This window comes from Citrobacter sp. C348 (assembly GCF_047467975.1).
Taxonomy (GTDB): Bacteria; Pseudomonadota; Gammaproteobacteria; order Enterobacterales; family Enterobacteriaceae; genus Citrobacter; species Citrobacter gillenii.
The window spans coordinates 297,682-316,990 of the sequence record NZ_JASJUJ010000004.1; the positions used below are offsets into that span (position 1 = coordinate 297,682).

Consider the following 19,309-nt stretch of genomic DNA (forward strand, 5'->3'; position numbering starts at 1 on the left):
ACTATTATGCTCGAATTGCTTTACACCGCCCTTTTCTACCTTATTCAGCCCTTGATCTGGATACGGCTTTGGGTGCGCGGTCGTAAGGCTCCGGCCTACCGTAAACGCTGGGGTGAACGCTACGGATTTTATCGTCGTCCGCTAAAGCCAGGCGGCATCATGCTGCATTCTGTGTCCGTGGGCGAAACGCTGGCGGCGATCCCATTAGTCCGCGCCCTGCGACATCGTTATCCGGACCTGCCGATCACGGTTACCACCATGACACCAACTGGCTCAGAGCGTGTCCAGTCTGCATTTGGTACTGACGTTCAACACGTCTATTTACCTTACGATTTACCCGATGCACTCAACCGTTTCCTGAACAAAGTTGACCCCAAACTGGTGTTAATCATGGAAACCGAGTTGTGGCCGAATCTGATCGCGGCACTCCACAAACGTCATATTCCTCTGGTCATTGCCAACGCCCGACTTTCCGCTCGCTCAGCTGCAGGCTACGCGAAACTGGGTAAATTTGTTGGCAGATTACTACGTCGTATTACGCTGATTGCTGCACAAAATGAAGAAGATGGCGCACGTTTTATTACGCTTGGCGCAAAGAGCAATCAGGTAACCGTCACCGGCAGTCTGAAATTTGATATTTCCGTCACCCCACAGTTGGCCGCTAAAGCAATCACGTTACGCCGCCAGTGGGCACCACATCGCCCGGTATGGATTGCGACCAGCACACACGACGGTGAAGAAAGCATTATCATCGCCGCGCACCAGGCATTATTAAATCAGTTCCCGAACCTGTTACTGATTCTGGTTCCCCGACATCCGGAACGTTTCCCGGATGCCATTAACCTCGTACGCCAAGCTGGGCTAAGCTATACCACACGGTCCTCGGGAGAAGTCCCGTCTTCAGGTACACAGGTGGTTATTGGCGATACGATGGGCGAACTGATGCTGCTGTACGGCATTGCCGACCTGGCGTTCGTCGGCGGCTCGCTGGTTGAACGTGGGGGTCATAACCCATTAGAAGCTGCAGCGCATGCGATTCCCGTACTGATGGGACCACATACCTTTAATTTTAAAGATATTTGCGCCCGACTTGAGCAGGCAAGTGGATTGATCACCGTCACCGATACCACCACGTTGGTGAAAGAAATCTCGTCGTTGCTGACCGATGCAGATTATCGTAATTTCTATGGTCGTCATGCAGTTGAAGTTCTGTATCAAAACCAGGGCGCGCTACAGCGTCTGCTGCAGCTGCTGGAACCTTACCTGCCACCCAAAACGCATTGAGGGTTGTCATGCAAAAACGGGCGATTTATCCAGGAACCTTCGATCCCATCACTAACGGGCATATTGATATCGTGACACGCGCCACGCAAATGTTTGATCACGTTATCCTGGCGATTGCCGCAAGTCCCAGCAAAAAACCGATGTTTACGCTTGAAGAACGCGTTGCGCTGGCACAACAGGCAACAGCGCATCTTGGCAACGTGGAAGTGCTGGGATTTAGCGATTTGATGGCAAATTTTGCCCGCGATAAACAGGCAAATGTTCTGATTCGTGGGCTGCGTGCCGTGGCAGATTTTGAGTATGAAATGCAGTTGGCGCACATGAATCGCCACCTGATGCCACAGCTGGAAAGCGTCTTTTTGATGCCGTCCAAAGAGTGGTCATTTATCTCATCATCGCTGGTTAAAGAAGTCGCCCGCCATCAAGGGGATGTGACCCACTTTTTACCGGCGAACGTGCACCAGGCGTTAATGACCAAGCTGAAGTAAAGACGTTATCTACGCTATTTCTGACAGCGACGGCAGTAGAATGTCGTTCGCTGGGCGTGTTTTGTCGCAACGATCGGTGCGCCGCATGCACGGCAAGGCTCGCCTTCTCGCCCATAGACTTGCAACTCCTGGGCAAAATAACCCGGCTTACCATCACTTTGCAGAAAATCCTTCAGCGTCGTTCCCCCTTGCTCGATAGAGCGTAGCAAAACCGCCTTGATAACGCGCACCAACAGTTCACACTCAGATACCGACAGCGACGATGCCAGGCGGTCAGGATGGATACCAGCCGCAAACAGCGACTCGCTGGCATAGATGTTGCCAACCCCCACCACTAACTTGTTGTCCATCAGCCAGGGTTTAATCGCCGTTTTCTTCTTCGCGCTTTTCTGCTGGAGGTAACTGACGTTGAAATCATCGCTCAGCGGCTCCGGGCCAAGATGCGCGAGAACGTTATGCCCATCCAGTTCTTTGGTCCACAGCCAAGCACCAAAACGACGAGGATCGGTATAGCGCAGGACTTTACCATTGCTCATCACCAAATCCACATGGTCATGTTTTTCTGCCGGGCGTTCTTCAGGAAGAATACGTAAACTGCCCGACATACCCAGATGAATGATAATCCAGCCATCCGCTAGCTCTAACAGCAGATACTTCGCACGACGCTGTACGCTAAGTACAGGCTTATCACTAAGACGATAGATTTCTTCTGATACGGGCCAACGCAGACGACCATTACGCACAATAGCGTGCAGAATCGTTGCCCCAACGAGATGCGGCTCAATACCACGGCGACTAGTTTCTACTTCAGGTAATTCAGGCATAGCATCTCCGGCGGTGTATCAGGTCTCATTAATATGGGGACGGCCAGAAAACAAAAAACCCCGCCGAGGCAGGGTTTTTCTTTACATCAAAGCGAAAATTATTTGATTTTCGCTTCTTTGTATAAAACGTGCTGACGGACAACTGGATCGAATTTTTTCAGTTCCAGTTTTTCCGGCTTAGTACGCTTGTTCTTCGTGGTGGTGTAGAAGTGACCAGTACCAGCAGAAGAAACCAGCTTGATTTTCTCACGAATACCTTTAGCCATGATTTATTTCCTCTTAGTACTTAGTACTTTTCGCCACGGGCACGCAGTTCAGACAGAACTGTTTCGATGCCTTTCTTATCAATAACACGCATACCTTTAGCAGATACACGCAGGGTGACAAAACGCTTCTCGCTCTCAACCCAAAAACGGTGAGAGTGCAGGTTAGGCAGGAAACGGCGTTTAGTCGCGTTCAGTGCGTGGGAACGGTTGTTACCGGTCACCGGACGCTTGCCAGTAACTTGGCAGACTCGGGACATGTCTATTCTCCAAAAATCAAATTAGCTCGAGCTTCGTATGGGGTATTGGCGCCTCGTCAGGCTTCTCAGCCCGGTTATCGCAGTTCAATACACTCAATCTTTCATACTGCATCAACGTTGGATACCGAATGAATGATTTCGTATATTTGCGAACTCTCGATTGCCAGGCCCAAATGCCAAACCCGAGATTCTCAAAGGTGGCGTAGTATACGCTGAGTCAGCGATGTGCTCAAGTCCCGAACAGACAAAGATCCCGATGGATCGCGTAAAGTGCGTTAAATCCAACCGCGTTCCGCAAAAGAAACGTACTCTCCGCGCCCAATTACTAGATGATCAAGCACCCGGACATCCATGAACTGACAGCATTTCACAACACGCTCGGTGATAAGTTTATCTGCTTTACTCGGCTCTGCACACCCCGAAGGGTGATTATGCGCAAGGATCAGCGCCGACGCATTCATTTTTATCGCCTCACGGACAATTTCTCGCGGATGTACCTCGACATGGCTGAGCGTGCCAGAAAAAAGTGTGCTGTGTTTAATCACACGATGCTGAGCATCAAGAAAGATCACCAGAAAGATCTCTCGTTCCTCTTGCGAGAACTGGCTTTGCAGGAACTCACGCGCCATTTCGGGACTCAGTAGCGAACGCTCTTCCATCACGCGCACGTTGTAGTAACGCTTTGCCAATTCGGCAATACCTTTTAGCTGAGCATACTTCGCCACGCCAATACCCTGAACCTGGCTGAAATCCATGTAATCGGCCGATAACAGACCATACAGAGAACCAAAATTTTGCAGTATCTCTTTTGCCAGCGTCAGGACATCTTTCCCTCGCGAACCGGTACGTAAAAAAAGTGCCAATAGCTCAACATCCGTCAGCGAATCTACCCCCAGAGCCATCATTTTTTCCCGGGGCATCGAACATTCCATCTCTTCCATGCTTCTCCTCCCTTAGCCCGCGAATGGTTACATAACACCCGCCATGAAGCGACATCCTGTTTTCACTTCTTCGTGACGCCTCGCAAAGTGCTTCCCGGCAAAAGCACGTCGCATTGAGGATTGTGATAAAATATCCGCCTTCTGGTGAAATCCAACAGGAAAGATCATGATGAGCCTGGCCGGTAAAAAAATCGTAATTGGTGTCAGTGGCGGTATTGCTGCATACAAAACCCCCGAGCTGGTACGCCGTTTACGGGAACGTGGCGCAGACGTCCGCGTGGCAATGACCGAGGCGGCAAAAGCGTTTATTACGCCCCTGAGCTTACAGGCGGTTTCGGGCTACCCCGTTTCCGACAGCTTGCTTGACCCCGCAGCGGAAGCTGCGATGGGTCATATTGAACTGGGGAAATGGGCCGATTTAGTTATCCTCGCCCCCGCCACGGCTGACTTGATTGCGCGCGTTGCCGCTGGCATGGCCAACGATCTGGTGTCAACGATCTGCCTGGCAACGCCTGCGCCTGTTGCCGTCTTACCGGCCATGAACCAGCAGATGTACCGCGCCGCCGCAACACAGCACAATCTTGGCGTTCTCGCGTCACGTGGCTTGCTCATCTGGGGACCCGACAGCGGCAGCCAAGCCTGTGGCGATGTTGGCCCTGGCCGTATGCTGGATCCGTTAACCATTGTGGATATGGCGGCGGAACATTTTTCACCTGTCAATTCCCTGCAACATCTCAACATCATGATTACGGCTGGCCCGACACGCGAGCCGCTTGATCCGGTGCGCTACATTTCTAACCACAGTTCCGGAAAGATGGGTTTCGCCATCGCCGCTGCGGCAGCAAAGCGCGGCGCTAATGTCACGCTGGTGTCAGGTCCCGTGTCATTAGCCACGCCGCCTTTGGTGCAGCGTATTGATGTCGTTACGGCGCTCGAAATGGAAGCTGCCGTGCAATCAGCCGTACAGCAACAGCATATTTTTATCGGCTGTGCCGCCGTTGCTGATTATCGCGCAGAAACCGTAGCCCATGAAAAAATCAAAAAGCAGGCGACGCAGGGTAATGAATTCACAGTAAAAATGGTCAAAAACCCGGATATTATCGCTGGTGTTGCCGCACTCAATGCTAATCGTCCTTTTGTCGTTGGGTTTGCCGCCGAAACAAATAATGTGGAAGAATATGCCCGGCAAAAACGTATCCGCAAAAACCTTGATGTGATTTGTGCAAACGATGTTTCACTATCTACTCAAGGATTTAACAGCGACAGCAACGCATTACACCTTTTCTGGCAGGATGGAGATAAAGTCTTACCGCTTGAGCGTAAAGAACTCCTGGGCCAATTATTACTCGACGAGATCGTGACCCGTTATGATGAAAAAAATCGACGTTAAGATTCTGGACCCACGCGTAGGGCAACAATTTCCGCTCCCGACGTACGCCACCTCAGGCTCAGCCGGACTTGACCTGCGCGCCTGTCTTGATGACGCCGTAGAACTGGCTCCGGGCGCGACGACGCTGGTGCCAACCGGGCTAGCCATTCATATCGCCGACCCTTCGCTGGCGGCGGTAATGCTTCCACGCTCCGGGTTGGGCCATAAGCACGGTATCGTACTCGGCAACCTGGTCGGGTTGATTGACTCCGATTATCAGGGCCAACTGATGGTATCTGTCTGGAACCGTGGCCAGGACAGCTTCACTATCGAACCGGGTGAGCGTATTGCACAGATGGTCTTTGTACCGGTCGTGCAGGCTGAATTTAATCTGGTGGAAGAATTTGAAGCCACCGATCGTGGCGAAGGCGGCTTCGGCCATTCCGGGCGCAAGTAACCCGTAGAGAAGTATCCCACAGCGTAATAACGCAATAACATACCGCAAACCGTCGTTTGCGGTCGCTGTGTGGATGCCTGCCTGGCAAGTGCTTATTTTCAGGGGTATTTTGTAACATGGTAGAAAAGCAAACTGCGAAAAGGAATCGTCGCGAAGAAATACTTCAGTCTCTGGCGCTGATGCTGGAATCCAGTGATGGAAGCCAACGCATTACGACAGCAAAACTGGCAGCCTCTGTTGGCGTTTCCGAAGCGGCATTGTATCGCCATTTTCCCAGCAAGACCCGCATGTTCGATAGCCTGATTGAATTTATCGAAGATAGTCTGATTACCCGTATCAATCTGATTTTGAAAGATGAAAAAGACACCAGCGCACGCCTGCGTCTGATCGTCTTACTGATTTTAGGGTTTGGTGAACGTAATCCCGGCCTGACGCGTATTCTGACAGGTCACGCACTGATGTTTGAACAAGATCGTCTGCAGGGCCGCATTAATCAGTTGTTTGAACGCATCGAGGCCCAACTACGCCAGGTTCTGCGAGAAAAACGAATGCGTGAAGGCGAAGGTTACGCCATGGATGAAACGCTGCTGGCCAGCCAGCTACTGGCTTTCTGTGAAGGTATGTTGTCTCGTTTTGTGCGCAGCGAATTTAAATACCGTCCAACGGATGATTTTGACGTTCGCTGGCCGTTGATAGTCGCACAATTGCAGTAATCGCTGATTGCCCGGTGGCGCTACTACGCTTACCGGGTCTACAGAAAGTGCGTAGGCCGGATAAGCGTAGCGCCATCCGGCAGTTCTGATTATACGCCGTACGTTTCGCGATACGCCCGCACTGCGGCCAGATGTTCCGCCATCTCCGGCTTCTCTTCCAGATACGCAATCAAGTCTTTCAGGGTAATGATTGAAATGACCTTGCACCCATAATCACGCTCCACCTCCTGGATAGCGGAAATCTCACCACGACCCCGTTCCTGACGATCGAGAGAAATCAGAACCCCAGCTAACATCGCACCATTCGCCTGGATTATCTCCATCGACTCACGAATCGCCGTACCGGCGGTGATCACATCATCCACCAGCATCACACGGCCCTGCAATGCGCTGCCGACCAGGTTACCGCCTTCGCCGTGGGTTTTCGCCTCTTTACGGTTAAAGCAGTACGGCAAATCTTTATCGTGGTGTTCTGCCAGCGCAACGGCGGTCGTTGTGGCAATAGGAATACCTTTGTACGCCGGGCCAAACAGCAAATCGAAATCAATACCGGAATCCACCAGCGCTTCGGCATAAAAACGGCCTAACAGTGCCAGGTCACGCCCGGTATTAAACAGCCCGGCGTTGAAGAAATAGGGGCTCTTACGCCCGGATTTCAGCGTAAACTCGCCGAACTTTAGTACCTGCTTGCTAAGCGCAAACTCAATAAACTGGCGCTGATACGGTTTCATGGATTCGCTCCTCATCTCACTTTATAACAGACAAAAAAAAGGCGACTCATCAGTCGCCTTTAAAATTAATTTTCTAACGCCGCCTTCTGCGTCGTTATGATGGATTCAATTCCCCCTCGGGCCAGTGCCAGTAGGGTGAGAAGTTCTTCATGGCTGAACGGTTCGCCTTCCGCCGTGCCCTGCACTTCAATAATGCGACCGTCTTCGGTCATCACCACGTTCATGTCGGTTTCTGCCGCAGAGTCTTCAACGTACTCTAAATCGCAGAGCGCTTCGCCATTCACAATACCCACGGACACCGCAGCAACCATCCCTTTCATTGGGTTGGTTTTCAGCTTACCGCTGGCGACCAGTTTGTTCAGCGCATCTGCCAGCGCAACACAAGCGCCGGTAATGGATGCAGTACGGGTACCGCCGTCCGCCTGAATCACGTCGCAGTCCAGGGTGATGGTGAATTCGCCAAGCGTTTTCAGGTCAACGGCGGCGCGCAGCGCACGCGCGATCAGACGCTGGATTTCCATGGTACGACCGCCCTGCTTACCTTTTGCCGCTTCACGTGCGTTACGGGTATGGGTGGCGCGCGGTAACATACCATATTCTGCGGTGATCCAGCCCTGGCCCTGTCCTTTCAGAAAGCGAGGTACACCTTCATCAATAGAGGCGGTGCACAGTACTTTGGTATCACCAAATTCGACCAGCACGGAGCCTTCAGCGTGTTTTGTATAATTACGGGTCAGGGTGACGGGACGCACCTGGTTGGCACTACGACCTGCTGGACGCATGATAAAATCTCCGGCTTGAAACGAATGTGGCTGCGCATTATACGGAGTTCCGACGGTTATTCCTATCCTGACAAGACATGGATGGCTATAATCCTCCCATCTCATCTTCAAAAACAGGAACGTCTATGATCCGCAGCATGACCGCCTACGCCCGGCGTGAAATCAAGGGTGAATGGGGTAGCGCTACCTGGGAAATGCGCTCGGTAAACCAGCGTTATCTGGAAACCTATTTCCGTCTGCCGGAACAGTTCCGTAGTCTTGAACCTGTTGTACGCGAACGCATCCGCACGCGTCTGACACGTGGCAAAATCGAATGTACGCTACGTTTTGAGCCTGATGCCAGCGCGCAAGGTGAGCTGATTCTGAATGAAAAGCTCGCTAAACAGCTCGTCACCGCCGCGAACTGGGTCAAGATGCAGAGCGATGAAGGCGAAATTAATCCGGTTGATATCCTGCGCTGGCCGGGTGTCATGGCGGCCCAGGAACAGGATCTGGACACTATTGCCGCAGAGATCCTTGCCGCGCTCGATGGCACGCTGGACGACTTTATTGTCGCACGTGAAACCGAAGGCCAGGCGCTAAAAGCGTTAATCGAACAACGTCTGGAAGGCGTCAGCACCGAAGTGGCGAAAGTCCGCGCGCATATGCCGGAAATCCTGCAGTGGCAGCGTGAACGTCTGGTTGCCAAACTCGAAGACGCACAGGTTCAGCTGGAAAATAACCGTCTTGAACAAGAGCTGGTGCTGATGGCGCAGCGTATCGATGTGGCGGAAGAGTTAGATCGTCTGGAAGCCCACGTTAAAGAAACCTACAACATCCTGAAGAAAAAAGAGGCGGTCGGCCGTCGTCTGGACTTTATGATGCAGGAATTCAACCGTGAATCGAACACCCTCGCCTCTAAATCCATCAATGCCGAAGTGACTAACTCAGCCATTGAGCTGAAGGTATTGATCGAGCAAATGCGCGAGCAGATTCAGAACATCGAATAGGTCATCTCCTCACGTAGCCCGTCGATAAACGGCGGTGCTACGTCAGCTTTTCAACCACTCGCTTCTTTTATCGTCGTTTCGGGTTATATTTTCTCATCATCAATGTCCTATTTTTATCGTTTAAAGTGCATACCATCTGGCATACTCACTAAACTCGCATTAGCTGTAGTTATTAAAACCACTTCACCTTAGAAAATCTCAATCGTGACAACGCGCACAAATCGCTAACCTTAGCCCCCAGGAAATCAGGGGGAATACATGCTGTTACACGTTTTATACTTAATTGGCATCACGGCTGAAGCCATGACAGGGGCACTGGCGGCAGGCCGTCGTCGCATGGATACATTTGGCGTTATTATTATTGCCACCGCGACAGCCATTGGCGGTGGATCCGTCCGTGATATTCTTCTCGGTCATTACCCTCTCGGTTGGGTGAAACACCCTGAGTACGTCATTATCGTGGCGACCGCTGCGGTGCTGACCACGATTATTGCTCCCGTCATGCCCTACCTGCGCAAGATTTTCCTCGTACTGGATGCACTAGGACTGGTGGTGTTCTCAATTATCGGCGCACAGGTGGCACTGGATATGGGACATGGGCCGATCATTGCCGTTGTAGCAGCAGTCACCACCGGTGTCTTTGGTGGTGTATTACGCGATATGTTCTGCAAACGCATTCCGCTGGTGTTCCAGAAAGAACTGTATGCCGGGGTGTCATTTGCCGCGGCGGTGCTGTACATCGTGCTACAACATTATGTTTCCAACCACGATGTGGTCGTTATCTCCACCCTACTATTCGGTTTTACCGCGCGATTATTAGCGCTGCGCCTGAAGCTAGGGCTGCCGGTGTTTTATTATCACCATGAAGGTCATTAAGGCATAAATCCGGTAACGCGCTGAGCGGCTAACCAGTTGCTCAGCGCGTTGACTTGTCGATTATCCCGCCATTGAATCACCTGTCTGGCACGACGCTCCCCCGTGGAGGGAAGCTGGCGCCAATGGCTCTCATCGTACGCCTGTAATTGCCGCCAGGAACTCTCGTGAGTGGCGTTTAGCGTTACCTGTGTTAACGGTATGCCCATAGCGATTAGCCAGCGAGTAAAAGGACGCTGCCGTGACAGATTGAATTGATGCCACAGCTTCTCTCCCTTGCTTACCCCCAGCGCGGACTGTAATTGCTCCGGGGTTAATGCCAGCCAGGAAAAAATATGTTCAAAGCGATACGCCTGATGGAGTTCCCGCCATCCCGCCTCACCAATACCCTCAAGATCCAGTACCTCTTTTGCACTCAGCCAGACCAGTCGGGCAACAAACTGTTGCTGACACTCAGGCGTGGCATAAAAACAGGTCAATGAATTGAAATGCCCCTCTGGGGGCGTAGGTTTAGTACGTTGAGTGCCGCGCCAGACAACCTCATCGATGCGGGGAATGCCCTGTCCGGCCAGGCTTATCAGGAGGTGATCGCCCGGGGCAATATCCCATTCATTCCAACGCCTTACAGAGCCGACGTTGACACGCTGCACCCGTTTATCATCCAGCATGACAGGAGCCAGTAGTGCGACCACGGCAATTTTCCCACTTTTACCAACAGAAAACTGAATACCCATGACTTCGGATACGCGAGCGACCGGAGGGTATTTCCAGGCCACCAACCAATCGCCCTGTCCGGGTAACCAGTTTCGCGCGGGAGGCTCTTTTCCCATGCGCACCACCACACCATCCGTCACGAAAGGCAATTCGGAAGTCCACCAATGTGTACGGGCGCGCTCGACCTCATCTGCATTATTCACGGGCTGAGTATAGTGTTGCGTAAAACCAAACCCCGCATCAGCGAGCAGCGTGAGTCTTTCCTGCATCGCCTCTGGGCCATCAGGCCAGGCCCAGATGAAAACAGCCAGGGAGTGTAGTAATTCTGGATTATCCTGGCGCATCAGCATTCCTGCCACCTTCGAGCGGGCGTTCATTCCGCCTCTCTTTTGCTGGATATGCCCCTTCTGCTGTAAAAATATTTCACCCTGCAAGGTGCTGTTCGCCAGCAGACCTTTGGTGGTTTGCGGTATGGAAGGGATCCGGCGAACCTTCTGGGTCCAGTCTTCCCCCTTAAGTCCATTTCCACGACTAATCGCCCTGACAAGACTGCCATCCTTATAAACCAGCGTCACCGCAACTCCGTCGACCTTCGGTTGTACCCATACATCGCTGCGGTTACGTAACCATTGCTGCATTGCTGGTTTATCTGCAAGTTTACGGACACCGGTATGGGGAATGGGATGCAATATCGTCCCGTTAATCGGTGGGGTAGTCACCTCGGCTTGAGGCTCCTCACCAAAACAACGCTGCCACTGGCGTAATTGCGCATTGAGTTGGTCATAAACACCATCGTCTACGGTACTGACGCCCTGTTGCCAGTAGCTGGCATCCCACTGGGTTATCTGCTGTTGTAGCTGTGAAATTTCCTCATGAGCCCTGGCTGGCGACCAGACCGGACACACTGCCCATACGGGTAAGTGCCCTATCAGCAAAATCAGCACCATGTATTTCCCTATTGCCATCACTACCTCCGCCGTACGTTGTATTACGCGGCAGGTATAGCGTGAAGCGGCAGAGAATCCGAGTGGTAAAAAGCCATCGTGCGAGATGCTTTCCGGTCATTTTTACTTGTTGCAGCAACTCTGCGATAAAACAGGAAAAAGATACGCAAAACGCAATAATCCTGCGCAAAAAGTGTGACAAAGACTACGTCGTAAAGCGGCTACGTGTATAATAAGCCCGTATGTAGGCTCTCTTTCGACAATCACATACATAAGATACTCATGGCTCAAGGCACGCTTTATATTGTTTCTGCCCCCAGTGGCGCGGGTAAATCCAGCCTGATTCAGGCTTTATTAAAGACCCAACCGTTGTATGACACCCAGGTTTCTGTTTCGCACACCACGCGCGCACCGCGCCCGGGGGAAGTGCATGGTGAACACTATTTCTTTGTGAACCATGATGAATTCAGAACCATGATTGGCAGAGATGCGTTTCTGGAACACGCAGAGGTATTCGGCAATTACTACGGCACCTCGCGTGAGGCAATTGAGCAAGTACTGGCATCGGGCGTAGATGTCTTTTTAGATATCGACTGGCAAGGTGCGCAGCAAATTCGTGAAAAAATGCCGCATGCACGCAGTATTTTTATTTTGCCGCCTTCTAAGATTGAACTGGACCGCCGCCTGCGTGGGCGTGGTCAGGATAGCGAAGAGGTGATCGCAAAACGTATGGCACAAGCTGTTGCAGAAATGAGCCATTACGCCGAATATGATTATCTGATTGTGAATGATGATTTTGATACTGCCCTGGGCGATTTGAAAACGATCATTCGCGCCGAACGTCTGCGCATGAGCCGCCAAAAGCAGCGCCATGACGCTTTAATCAGCAAACTGTTGGCAGACTGAACCCACATTCAGTATCATGCCCAGTCATTTCTTCACCTGTGGAGCATTTTAAGTATGGCACGCGTAACTGTTCAGGACGCTGTAGAGAAAATTGGTAACCGTTTTGACCTGGTACTGGTCGCCGCGCGTCGCGCTCGTCAGATGCAGACAGGCGGAAAGGATCCGCTTGTACCAGAAGAAAACGATAAAACTACCGTAATCGCGCTGCGCGAAATCGAAGAAGGTCTGATCAACAACCAGATCCTCGACGTGCGTGAGCGCCAGGAACAGCAAGAGCAGGAAGCCGCTGAATTACAAGCCGTTACCGCTATTGCTGAAGGTCGTCGTTAATCACAAAGCGGGTCGCCCTTGTATCTGTTTGAAAGCCTGAATCAACTGATTCAAAACTACCTGCCGGAAGACCAGATTAAGCGTCTTCGGCAGGCGTATCTCGTTGCACGTGACGCTCACGAGGGCCAGACACGTTCAAGCGGTGAACCCTATATCACGCACCCGGTAGCAGTAGCCTGCATTCTGGCCGAGATGAAACTCGACTATGAAACGCTAATGGCTGCGCTGCTGCATGACGTGATTGAAGATACCCCCGCTACCTACCAGGACATGGAACAGCTTTTTGGTAAAAGCGTTGCAGAACTGGTTGAAGGGGTATCGAAGCTTGATAAGCTTAAGTTTCGCGATAAGAAAGAGGCGCAGGCCGAAAACTTTCGCAAGATGATTATGGCGATGGTGCAGGATATCCGCGTCATTCTCATCAAACTTGCCGACCGTACCCACAATATGCGCACGCTGGGCTCATTACGCCCGGACAAACGTCGCCGTATTGCCCGCGAAACCCTCGAAATCTACAGTCCGCTGGCGCACCGTTTAGGTATACATCACATTAAAACCGAGCTGGAAGAGTTGGGTTTTGAAGCGCTGTACCCGAACCGCTATCGCGTGATTAAAGAAGTGGTTAAAGCCGCACGCGGCAACCGCAAAGAGATGATTCAAAAAATCCTCTCGGAAATCGAAGGACGTTTGCAGGAGGCAGGCATTCCGTGTCGCGTAAGCGGTCGCGAGAAACACCTGTACTCGATCTACTGCAAAATGGTGCTCAAAGAGCAGCGTTTTCACTCAATCATGGACATCTACGCGTTTCGCGTTATCGTCCACGACGCCGACACCTGTTATCGCGTACTTGGTCAAATGCACAGCCTGTACAAACCCCGTCCTGGTCGCGTGAAAGACTATATCGCCATTCCGAAAGCGAACGGATATCAGTCTTTGCACACCTCGATGATCGGTCCACACGGGGTTCCGGTTGAAGTACAAATTCGTACTGAAGACATGGACCAAATGGCGGAGATGGGGGTTGCTGCGCACTGGGCATATAAAGAGCACGGCGGTGAAAGCAGCACCACAGCGCAAATCCGCGCGCAGCGCTGGATGCAAAGCCTGCTGGAACTGCAGCAGAGTGCCGGTAGCTCATTTGAATTTATTGAAAGCGTCAAATCTGATCTCTTCCCGGATGAGATTTATGTTTTCACACCGGAAGGGCGCATTGTTGAACTGCCTGCCGGTGCAACACCTGTCGATTTCGCTTATGCCGTGCATACCGACATCGGTCATGCCTGCGTCGGTGCACGCGTCGACAGACAGCCTTACCCGCTTTCGCAGTCGCTTTCCAGCGGCCAAACTGTTGAGATCATTACCGCTCCGGGCGCGCGTCCGAATGCGGCGTGGCTCAACTTTGTCGTTAGCTCGAAAGCCCGCGCCAAAATTCGCCAGCTGTTGAAAAACCTCAAGCGCGATGATTCCGTTAGCCTGGGTCGCCGTCTGCTTAACCATGCCTTAGGCGGCAGCCGTAAACTGGCTGAGATCCCGCAGGAGAGCATCCAGCGTGAGCTTGAGCGCATGAAGCTCGCCACGCTTGACGATCTGCTCGCGGAAATCGGCCTGGGGAATGCCATGAGCGTGGTGGTAGCGAAGAACCTCCAGCAGGGTGACGCATCTGCGAATGTTCCTGCGCAATCCGGCCACGGCCATCTGCCGATCAAAGGCGCTGATGGTGTGCTGATCACCTTCGCGAAATGCTGTCGTCCCATCCCAGGTGACCCGATTATCGCCCACGTCAGCCCGGGGAAAGGTCTGGTCATTCACCATGAATCCTGTCGTAACATCCGTGGTTACCAGAAAGAGCCAGAGAAGTTTATGGCGGTAGAATGGGACAAAGAAACGGAGCAGGAATTCATCACCGAAATCAAGGTGGAGATGTTTAACCACCAGGGTGCTCTGGCTAACCTGACGGCGGCAATCAACACCACGACTTCCAATATTCAAAGCCTGAATACGGAAGAAAAAGACGGTCGCGTCTACAGCGCCTTTATCCGCCTGACCGCTCGCGATCGCGTGCATCTGGCGAATATCATGCGCAAAATCCGCGTAATGCCGGACGTTATTAAAGTCACACGTAATAGAAATTAGCGCTTACACAAAATCATTCGAATTGCATCAAGGCGGCAAGCGAATGAATCCCCAGTAGCGTACAGAAGTACGTGACTGGGGTAAGTGAGTGCAGCCAACGCCGAGGCAGTTCGAAGGATGAAGTGTAATGAACTCAAACCGTTATGCGCGTATTTGTGAAATGCTCGCCAGGCGTCAGCCCGATCTGACCGTCTGCATGGAGCAGGTCCATAAACCTCATAATGTTTCTGCGATCGTTCGTACCGCAGACGCGGTCGGCGTGCACGAAGTCCACGCCGTCTGGCCGGGTAGCCGCATGCGCACTATGCTCTCTTCTGCCGCAGGCAGTAACAGCTGGGTGCAAGTCAAGACCCACCCGACTATTGGCGATGCGGTCACCCATTTAAAAAATCAGGGCATGCAGATTCTGGCGACGCATCTCTCTGATAAGGCTGTCGATTTCCGCGAAATTGATTACACGCGCCCCACCTGCATCCTGATGGGTCAGGAAAAAACCGGCATCACCCAGGAAGCGTTAGACCTTGCGGATCGGGATATCATCATTCCTATGACCGGCATGGTGCAGTCATTGAATGTCTCGGTTGCCTCCGCACTCATTCTGTATGAAGCACAGCGCCAGCGGCAAAACGCCGGCATGTACCAGCGAGATAACAGCATGCTGCCGGAAGACGAGCAGCAGCGCCTGCTTTTCGAAGGGGGTTATCCGGTGCTGGCCAACGTCGCAAAGCGCAAAGGTCTCCCTTACCCCCACGTCAATACGCAGGGCGAAATTGAAGCCGATGCCGCGTGGTGGGCCACTATGCAGTCAGCGAGATAAATCCGATGAAAGGCCGTTTACTGGATGCCATTCCACTTAATTCCCTGACGGGCGTTGGCGCAGCGCAAAGCAGTAAACTGGCTAAAATCGGCCTGCACACCGTACAGGATCTCCTGTTACACCTTCCTCTGCGTTATGAAGACCGCACGCATCTGTACCCAATTGGCGAGCTTTTGCCGGGCGTCTACGCCACCGTAGAAGGAGAAGTGCTGAACTGCACTGTCACCTTCGGTGGTCGGCGAATGATGACCTGCCAGATAAGCGACGGTTCCGGCATCCTGACGATGCGTTTTTTCAACTTCAGCGCGGCAATGAAAAATAGCCTGGCGACAGGTCGGCGAGTGCTGGCCTACGGTGAAGCCAAGCGCGGGAAATACGGGGCAGAGATGATCCACCCGGAATACCGCGTACAGGGCGATCTCAGCACCCCGGAACTACAGGAAACGCTCACGCCAGTTTACCCGACTACGGAAGGGGTTAAGCAGGCTACGCTGCGCAAACTTACCGATCAGGCGCTGGATTTGCTCGATACCTGCGCCATTGCCGAACTGCTGCCGCCCGAACTGTTACAGGGCATGATGAGCCTACCAGAAGCGCTGCGCACGCTGCATCGTCCACCGCCATCGTTACAGCTCAGCGATCTAGAAACCGGACAACATCCGGCGCAGCGGCGCCTGATCCTCGAAGAGCTCTTAGCCCATAACCTCAGTATGCTGGCATTGCGCGCCGGGGCGCAGCGTTTTCATGCCCAGTCACTGAGTGCCAACGATACGCTGAAAAACCAGCTGCTGGCCGCATTACCCTTCAAACCCACAGCCGCACAGGCGCGGGTGACCGCTGAGATCGAACGCGACATGGCGCTGGATGTCCCGATGATGCGCCTGGTACAGGGTGATGTCGGATCTGGTAAAACCCTGGTCGCCGCGCTCGCTGCCCTACGGGCCATTGCCCACAGTCAGCAGGTAGCGCTGATGGCACCAACCGAACTACTGGCCGAACAGCATGCGAATAACTTCCGTAGCTGGTTTGCCCCACTTGGCATTGAAGTCGGCTGGTTGGCCGGTAAGCAGAAAGGTAAAGCGCGTCTTGCCCAACAGGAAGCCATTGCCAGCGGGCAGGTACAGATGATTGTCGGTACACACGCCATTTTTCAGGAGCAGGTTCAGTTCAATGGTCTGGCGCTGGTGATTATCGACGAACAGCACCGCTTTGGCGTTCATCAACGTCTGGCTCTATGGGAAAAAGGTCAGCAGCAGGGTTTCCACCCGCATCAGCTGATCATGACTGCCACGCCGATCCCGCGTACTCTGGCAATGACCGCCTACGCCGATCTCGACACCTCGGTGATAGACGAACTCCCGCCGGGTCGTACGCCGGTCACCACGGTCGCCATCCCGGATACCCGTCGCAGCGATATTATTGATCGCGTGCGCAACGCCTGTACCCATGAAGGACGTCAGGCTTACTGGGTCTGCACGCTGATTGAAGAGTCTGAATTGTTAGAAGCCCAGGCGGCAGAAGCCACGTGGGAAGAGCTGAAAATTGCCCTACCGGAACTCAATATTGGTCTGGTGCACGGACGCATGAAGCCCGCCGAGAAGCAGTCGGTGATGGCTGCCTTCAAGCAGGGAGAACTGCATCTGTTGATCGCCACCACGGTGATTGAAGTCGGCGTGGACGTCCCCAACGCCAGCCTGATGATTATCGAAAACCCGGAACGTTTAGGTCTGGCCCAGCTGCATCAGCTACGCGGCCGCGTCGGTCGTGGCGCGGTGGCCTCCCACTGCGTGCTGCTCTACAAATCACCGCTGTCAAAAACCGCGCAGAAACGCCTGCAGGTCCTGCGAGACAGTAACGACGGATTTGTGATTGCGCAAAAGGATTTGGAGATTCGCGGCCCCGGAGAATTACTGGGGACACGTCAGACGGGGACGGCGGAATTCAAAGTAGCGGATTTACTACGCGATCAGGCAATTATTCCGGAAGTTCAGCGCATTGCCCGTCATATTCACGAACGTTACCCACAACAGGCGGTAGCGCTGATTGAGCGCTGGATGCCGGAAACCGAACGCTATTCCAACGCGTAATCGATAAATAGCGGCGGCGGTTGTCACACCGCCGCACGGCCTTTATTGCGCAAAAATTGGCAACAGCAAATACAGCTTAATCACCAGCGCGTTAACGATGTCGATAAAGAACGCCCCTACCATCGGAACGACTAAAAATGCAGTATGCGATGGGCCAAAACGCTCGGTAATCGCCTGCATGTTGGCAATCGCCGTCGGCGTTGCGCCGAGACCAAAACCACAGTGCCCGGCTGCCAGCACAGCGGCATCGTAGTTCTTGCCCATCATGCGCCAGGTGACAAATATGGCGTACAGCGCCATGAAGATCGTCTGCACCACCAGAATCGCCAGCATCGGCAGCGCCAGCGAAGCCAGTTCCCACAGCTTCAGGCTCATCAACGCCATCGCCAGGAACAGCGACAGACTCACGTTGCCCAGCACGGAAACCGCGCGTTCAAACACCCGATAAAAGCCCATTAACGCCAGGCCATTGCTGAGGATCACCCCAACAAACAGCACGCAGACGAAGGTCGGCAATTCCAGCACGGTACCCACCAGCAATTGCGCAACGATTTTGCCCACCGTCAGACAGATAGCGATCAGCGCGATGGTTTCAATCAGCACCAGAGAGGTGATGATGCGCCCGACATCCGGTTTTTCAAACGCAGTCGGCACGGCCTGATCGTCCGGCATACCGTCAGGCGTAGTGGAGTGCTTCACCAGATAGCGCGCGACCGGGCCGCCAATCAGTCCACCCAGCACCAGGCCAAATGTTGCGCACGCCATCGCCACTTCGGTGGCATTGGTAAAACCGTAGCGCTCGATAAACAGCTTACTCCACGCCGCACCCGTACCGTGTCCACCGGAAAGCGTAATCGAACCGGCAATCAGCCCCATCAACGGGTCAAGACCCAGCAGGCTCGCCATCCCGATCCCAATGGCGTTCTGCATCAACAGCAACCCCACCACCACAATCAGAAAAATGCCCACCACGCGGCCACCGGCGCGCAGGCTGGCGATGTTGGCGTTCAGGCCGATAGTGGCAAAGAACGCCAGCATCAACGGGTCACGCAGCGTCATATCGAAATTAACTTCCCAGCCCATGCTCTTTTTCAGTACCAGCAGTGCGATCGCCACCAGTAAACCACCCGCAACGGGCTCAGGTATCGTGTATTTCTTCAGGAAGGGAACAGACTGGACGAGCTTACGTCCCAGCAGCAACACCAGCGTTGCCGCAACCAATGTAGATAACGTATCGAGGTAAAACATAGACAGCTCCATTAGTGCGTTTAGCACAATCACGCACGATGTATTCCAGATCGATTTTTAGGTCTTTTTAGGTTTTCGGGGTGGATTTTAAGCAGAAAATGACAAAAAGTTATATAAAAAGGTGAGTTCATCGGTTTTAAATATTAAGAATACCTG

20 protein-coding genes are annotated in these 19,309 nt (G+C 52.9%); 12 read left to right on the plus strand and 8 right to left on the minus strand.

Annotated features, from left to right (window positions below; all coding sequences use genetic code 11):
- Positions 1-6 precede the first annotated feature (6 nt).
- Together waaA and coaD are read left to right on the plus strand one after the other, a co-directional pair.
- Positions 7-1,284: a lipid IV(A) 3-deoxy-D-manno-octulosonic acid transferase gene (waaA, locus tag QNN86_RS10410; RefSeq protein WP_181618279.1), complete on the plus strand. Its 1,278-nt coding sequence runs from the start codon at positions 7-9 to the stop codon at positions 1,282-1,284.
- Positions 1,285-1,292: 8 nt separating this feature from the next.
- Complete coding sequence (gene coaD, locus QNN86_RS10415; RefSeq protein ID WP_279277510.1) at positions 1,293-1,772, plus strand: pantetheine-phosphate adenylyltransferase; 480 nt, start codon at positions 1,293-1,295, stop codon at positions 1,770-1,772.
- Positions 1,773-1,786: 14 nt separating this feature from the next.
- Here coaD and mutM read toward each other — a convergent pair whose 3' ends face one another.
- The 4 genes from mutM to radC form a co-directional block, all read right to left on the minus strand.
- Positions 1,787-2,596 carry a bifunctional DNA-formamidopyrimidine glycosylase/DNA-(apurinic or apyrimidinic site) lyase gene (gene mutM, locus QNN86_RS10420; RefSeq protein ID WP_414211051.1) on the minus strand — a complete coding sequence of 270 codons (810 nt, stop codon included), beginning with the start codon at positions 2,594-2,596 and terminating at the stop codon, positions 1,787-1,789.
- A 98-nt stretch (positions 2,597-2,694) separates the two neighbouring features.
- A complete protein-coding gene (gene rpmG / locus QNN86_RS10425; protein WP_003024094.1) occupies positions 2,695-2,862 on the minus strand; it encodes a 50S ribosomal protein L33 in 168 nt (55 codons plus the stop codon).
- Between the two features lie 20 nt (positions 2,863-2,882).
- Positions 2,883-3,119 carry a 50S ribosomal protein L28 gene (gene rpmB, locus QNN86_RS10430; protein WP_003024071.1) on the minus strand — a complete coding sequence of 79 codons (237 nt, stop codon included), beginning with the start codon at positions 3,117-3,119 and terminating at the stop codon, positions 2,883-2,885.
- Between the two features lie 275 nt (positions 3,120-3,394).
- Positions 3,395-4,060, minus strand: a complete 666-nt coding sequence (gene radC / locus QNN86_RS10435) for a RadC family protein (protein WP_096759076.1) — start codon at positions 4,058-4,060, stop codon at positions 3,395-3,397.
- 169 nt (positions 4,061-4,229) lie between these two features.
- On the opposite strand from radC, the gene coaBC reads away from it, so the two are divergent.
- The 3 genes from coaBC (at position 4,230) to slmA (ending at position 6,599) form a co-directional block, all read left to right on the plus strand.
- The gene (coaBC, locus tag QNN86_RS10440) at positions 4,230-5,450 is read left to right on the plus strand and encodes a bifunctional phosphopantothenoylcysteine decarboxylase/phosphopantothenate--cysteine ligase CoaBC (protein WP_414211091.1); all 1,221 of its coding nucleotides are present in this window, start codon (positions 4,230-4,232) and stop codon (positions 5,448-5,450) included.
- Positions 5,428-5,886: a dUTP diphosphatase gene (dut, locus tag QNN86_RS10445; protein WP_003827259.1), complete on the plus strand. Its 459-nt coding sequence runs from the start codon at positions 5,428-5,430 to the stop codon at positions 5,884-5,886. The genes coaBC and dut overlap by 23 nt, the downstream gene beginning before the upstream one ends.
- A 116-nt stretch (positions 5,887-6,002) precedes the next feature.
- Positions 6,003-6,599 (plus strand): nucleoid occlusion factor SlmA, encoded by a 597-nt coding sequence (slmA, locus tag QNN86_RS10450; RefSeq protein ID WP_181618276.1) that lies wholly within the window; start codon positions 6,003-6,005, stop codon positions 6,597-6,599.
- An 89-nt stretch (positions 6,600-6,688) separates the two neighbouring features.
- Here slmA and pyrE read toward each other — a convergent pair whose 3' ends face one another.
- On the minus strand, positions 6,689-7,330 hold the full coding sequence (gene pyrE / locus QNN86_RS10455) for an orotate phosphoribosyltransferase (protein WP_115257162.1): 642 nt from the start codon (positions 7,328-7,330) through the stop codon (positions 6,689-6,691).
- Between the two features lie 65 nt (positions 7,331-7,395).
- Positions 7,396-8,112, minus strand: coding sequence for a ribonuclease PH (gene rph / locus QNN86_RS10460; RefSeq protein ID WP_115257161.1), 717 nt, complete (start codon positions 8,110-8,112; stop codon positions 7,396-7,398).
- A 125-nt stretch (positions 8,113-8,237) separates the two neighbouring features.
- Between rph and QNN86_RS10465 the strand changes: the two genes are divergently transcribed.
- Positions 8,238-9,101: a YicC/YloC family endoribonuclease gene (locus tag QNN86_RS10465; RefSeq protein WP_414211052.1), complete on the plus strand. Its 864-nt coding sequence runs from the start codon at positions 8,238-8,240 to the stop codon at positions 9,099-9,101.
- 258 nt (positions 9,102-9,359) lie between these two features.
- On the plus strand, positions 9,360-9,977 hold the full coding sequence (locus QNN86_RS10470) for a trimeric intracellular cation channel family protein (RefSeq protein WP_096759068.1): 618 nt from the start codon (positions 9,360-9,362) through the stop codon (positions 9,975-9,977).
- On the opposite strand, the gene ligB is transcribed toward QNN86_RS10470, so the two are convergent.
- Positions 9,974-11,653, minus strand: a complete 1,680-nt coding sequence (gene ligB, locus QNN86_RS10475; RefSeq protein ID WP_414211053.1) for an NAD-dependent DNA ligase LigB — start codon at positions 11,651-11,653, stop codon at positions 9,974-9,976. The genes QNN86_RS10470 and ligB overlap by 4 nt on opposite strands.
- 261 nt (positions 11,654-11,914) lie before the next feature.
- Between ligB and gmk the strand changes: the two genes are divergently transcribed.
- The 5 genes from gmk to recG all read left to right on the plus strand — a co-directional run bounded on the left by gmk (position 11,915) and on the right by recG (position 17,905).
- Positions 11,915-12,538, plus strand: coding sequence for a guanylate kinase (gmk, locus tag QNN86_RS10480; RefSeq protein WP_005122601.1), 624 nt, complete (start codon positions 11,915-11,917; stop codon positions 12,536-12,538).
- A gap of 54 nt (positions 12,539-12,592) precedes the next feature.
- Positions 12,593-12,868 (plus strand): DNA-directed RNA polymerase subunit omega, encoded by a 276-nt coding sequence (rpoZ, locus tag QNN86_RS10485; protein WP_002442542.1) that lies wholly within the window; start codon positions 12,593-12,595, stop codon positions 12,866-12,868.
- An 18-nt stretch (positions 12,869-12,886) separates the two neighbouring features.
- Positions 12,887-15,001: a bifunctional GTP diphosphokinase/guanosine-3',5'-bis pyrophosphate 3'-pyrophosphohydrolase gene (gene spoT / locus QNN86_RS10490; protein WP_096759066.1), complete on the plus strand. Its 2,115-nt coding sequence runs from the start codon at positions 12,887-12,889 to the stop codon at positions 14,999-15,001.
- 127 nt (positions 15,002-15,128) lie between these two features.
- Positions 15,129-15,818, plus strand: coding sequence for a tRNA (guanosine(18)-2'-O)-methyltransferase TrmH (trmH, locus tag QNN86_RS10495; RefSeq protein ID WP_096759065.1), 690 nt, complete (start codon positions 15,129-15,131; stop codon positions 15,816-15,818).
- A gap of 5 nt (positions 15,819-15,823) precedes the next feature.
- Positions 15,824-17,905, plus strand: coding sequence for an ATP-dependent DNA helicase RecG (gene recG, locus QNN86_RS10500; RefSeq protein ID WP_414211054.1), 2,082 nt, complete (start codon positions 15,824-15,826; stop codon positions 17,903-17,905).
- Between the two features lie 42 nt (positions 17,906-17,947).
- On the opposite strand, the gene gltS is transcribed toward recG, so the two are convergent.
- Entirely contained in the window at positions 17,948-19,153 is a 1,206-nt protein-coding gene (gene gltS / locus QNN86_RS10505; RefSeq protein WP_096759063.1) for a sodium/glutamate symporter, read from the minus strand.
- Between the last annotated feature and the right edge of the window lie 156 nt (positions 19,154-19,309).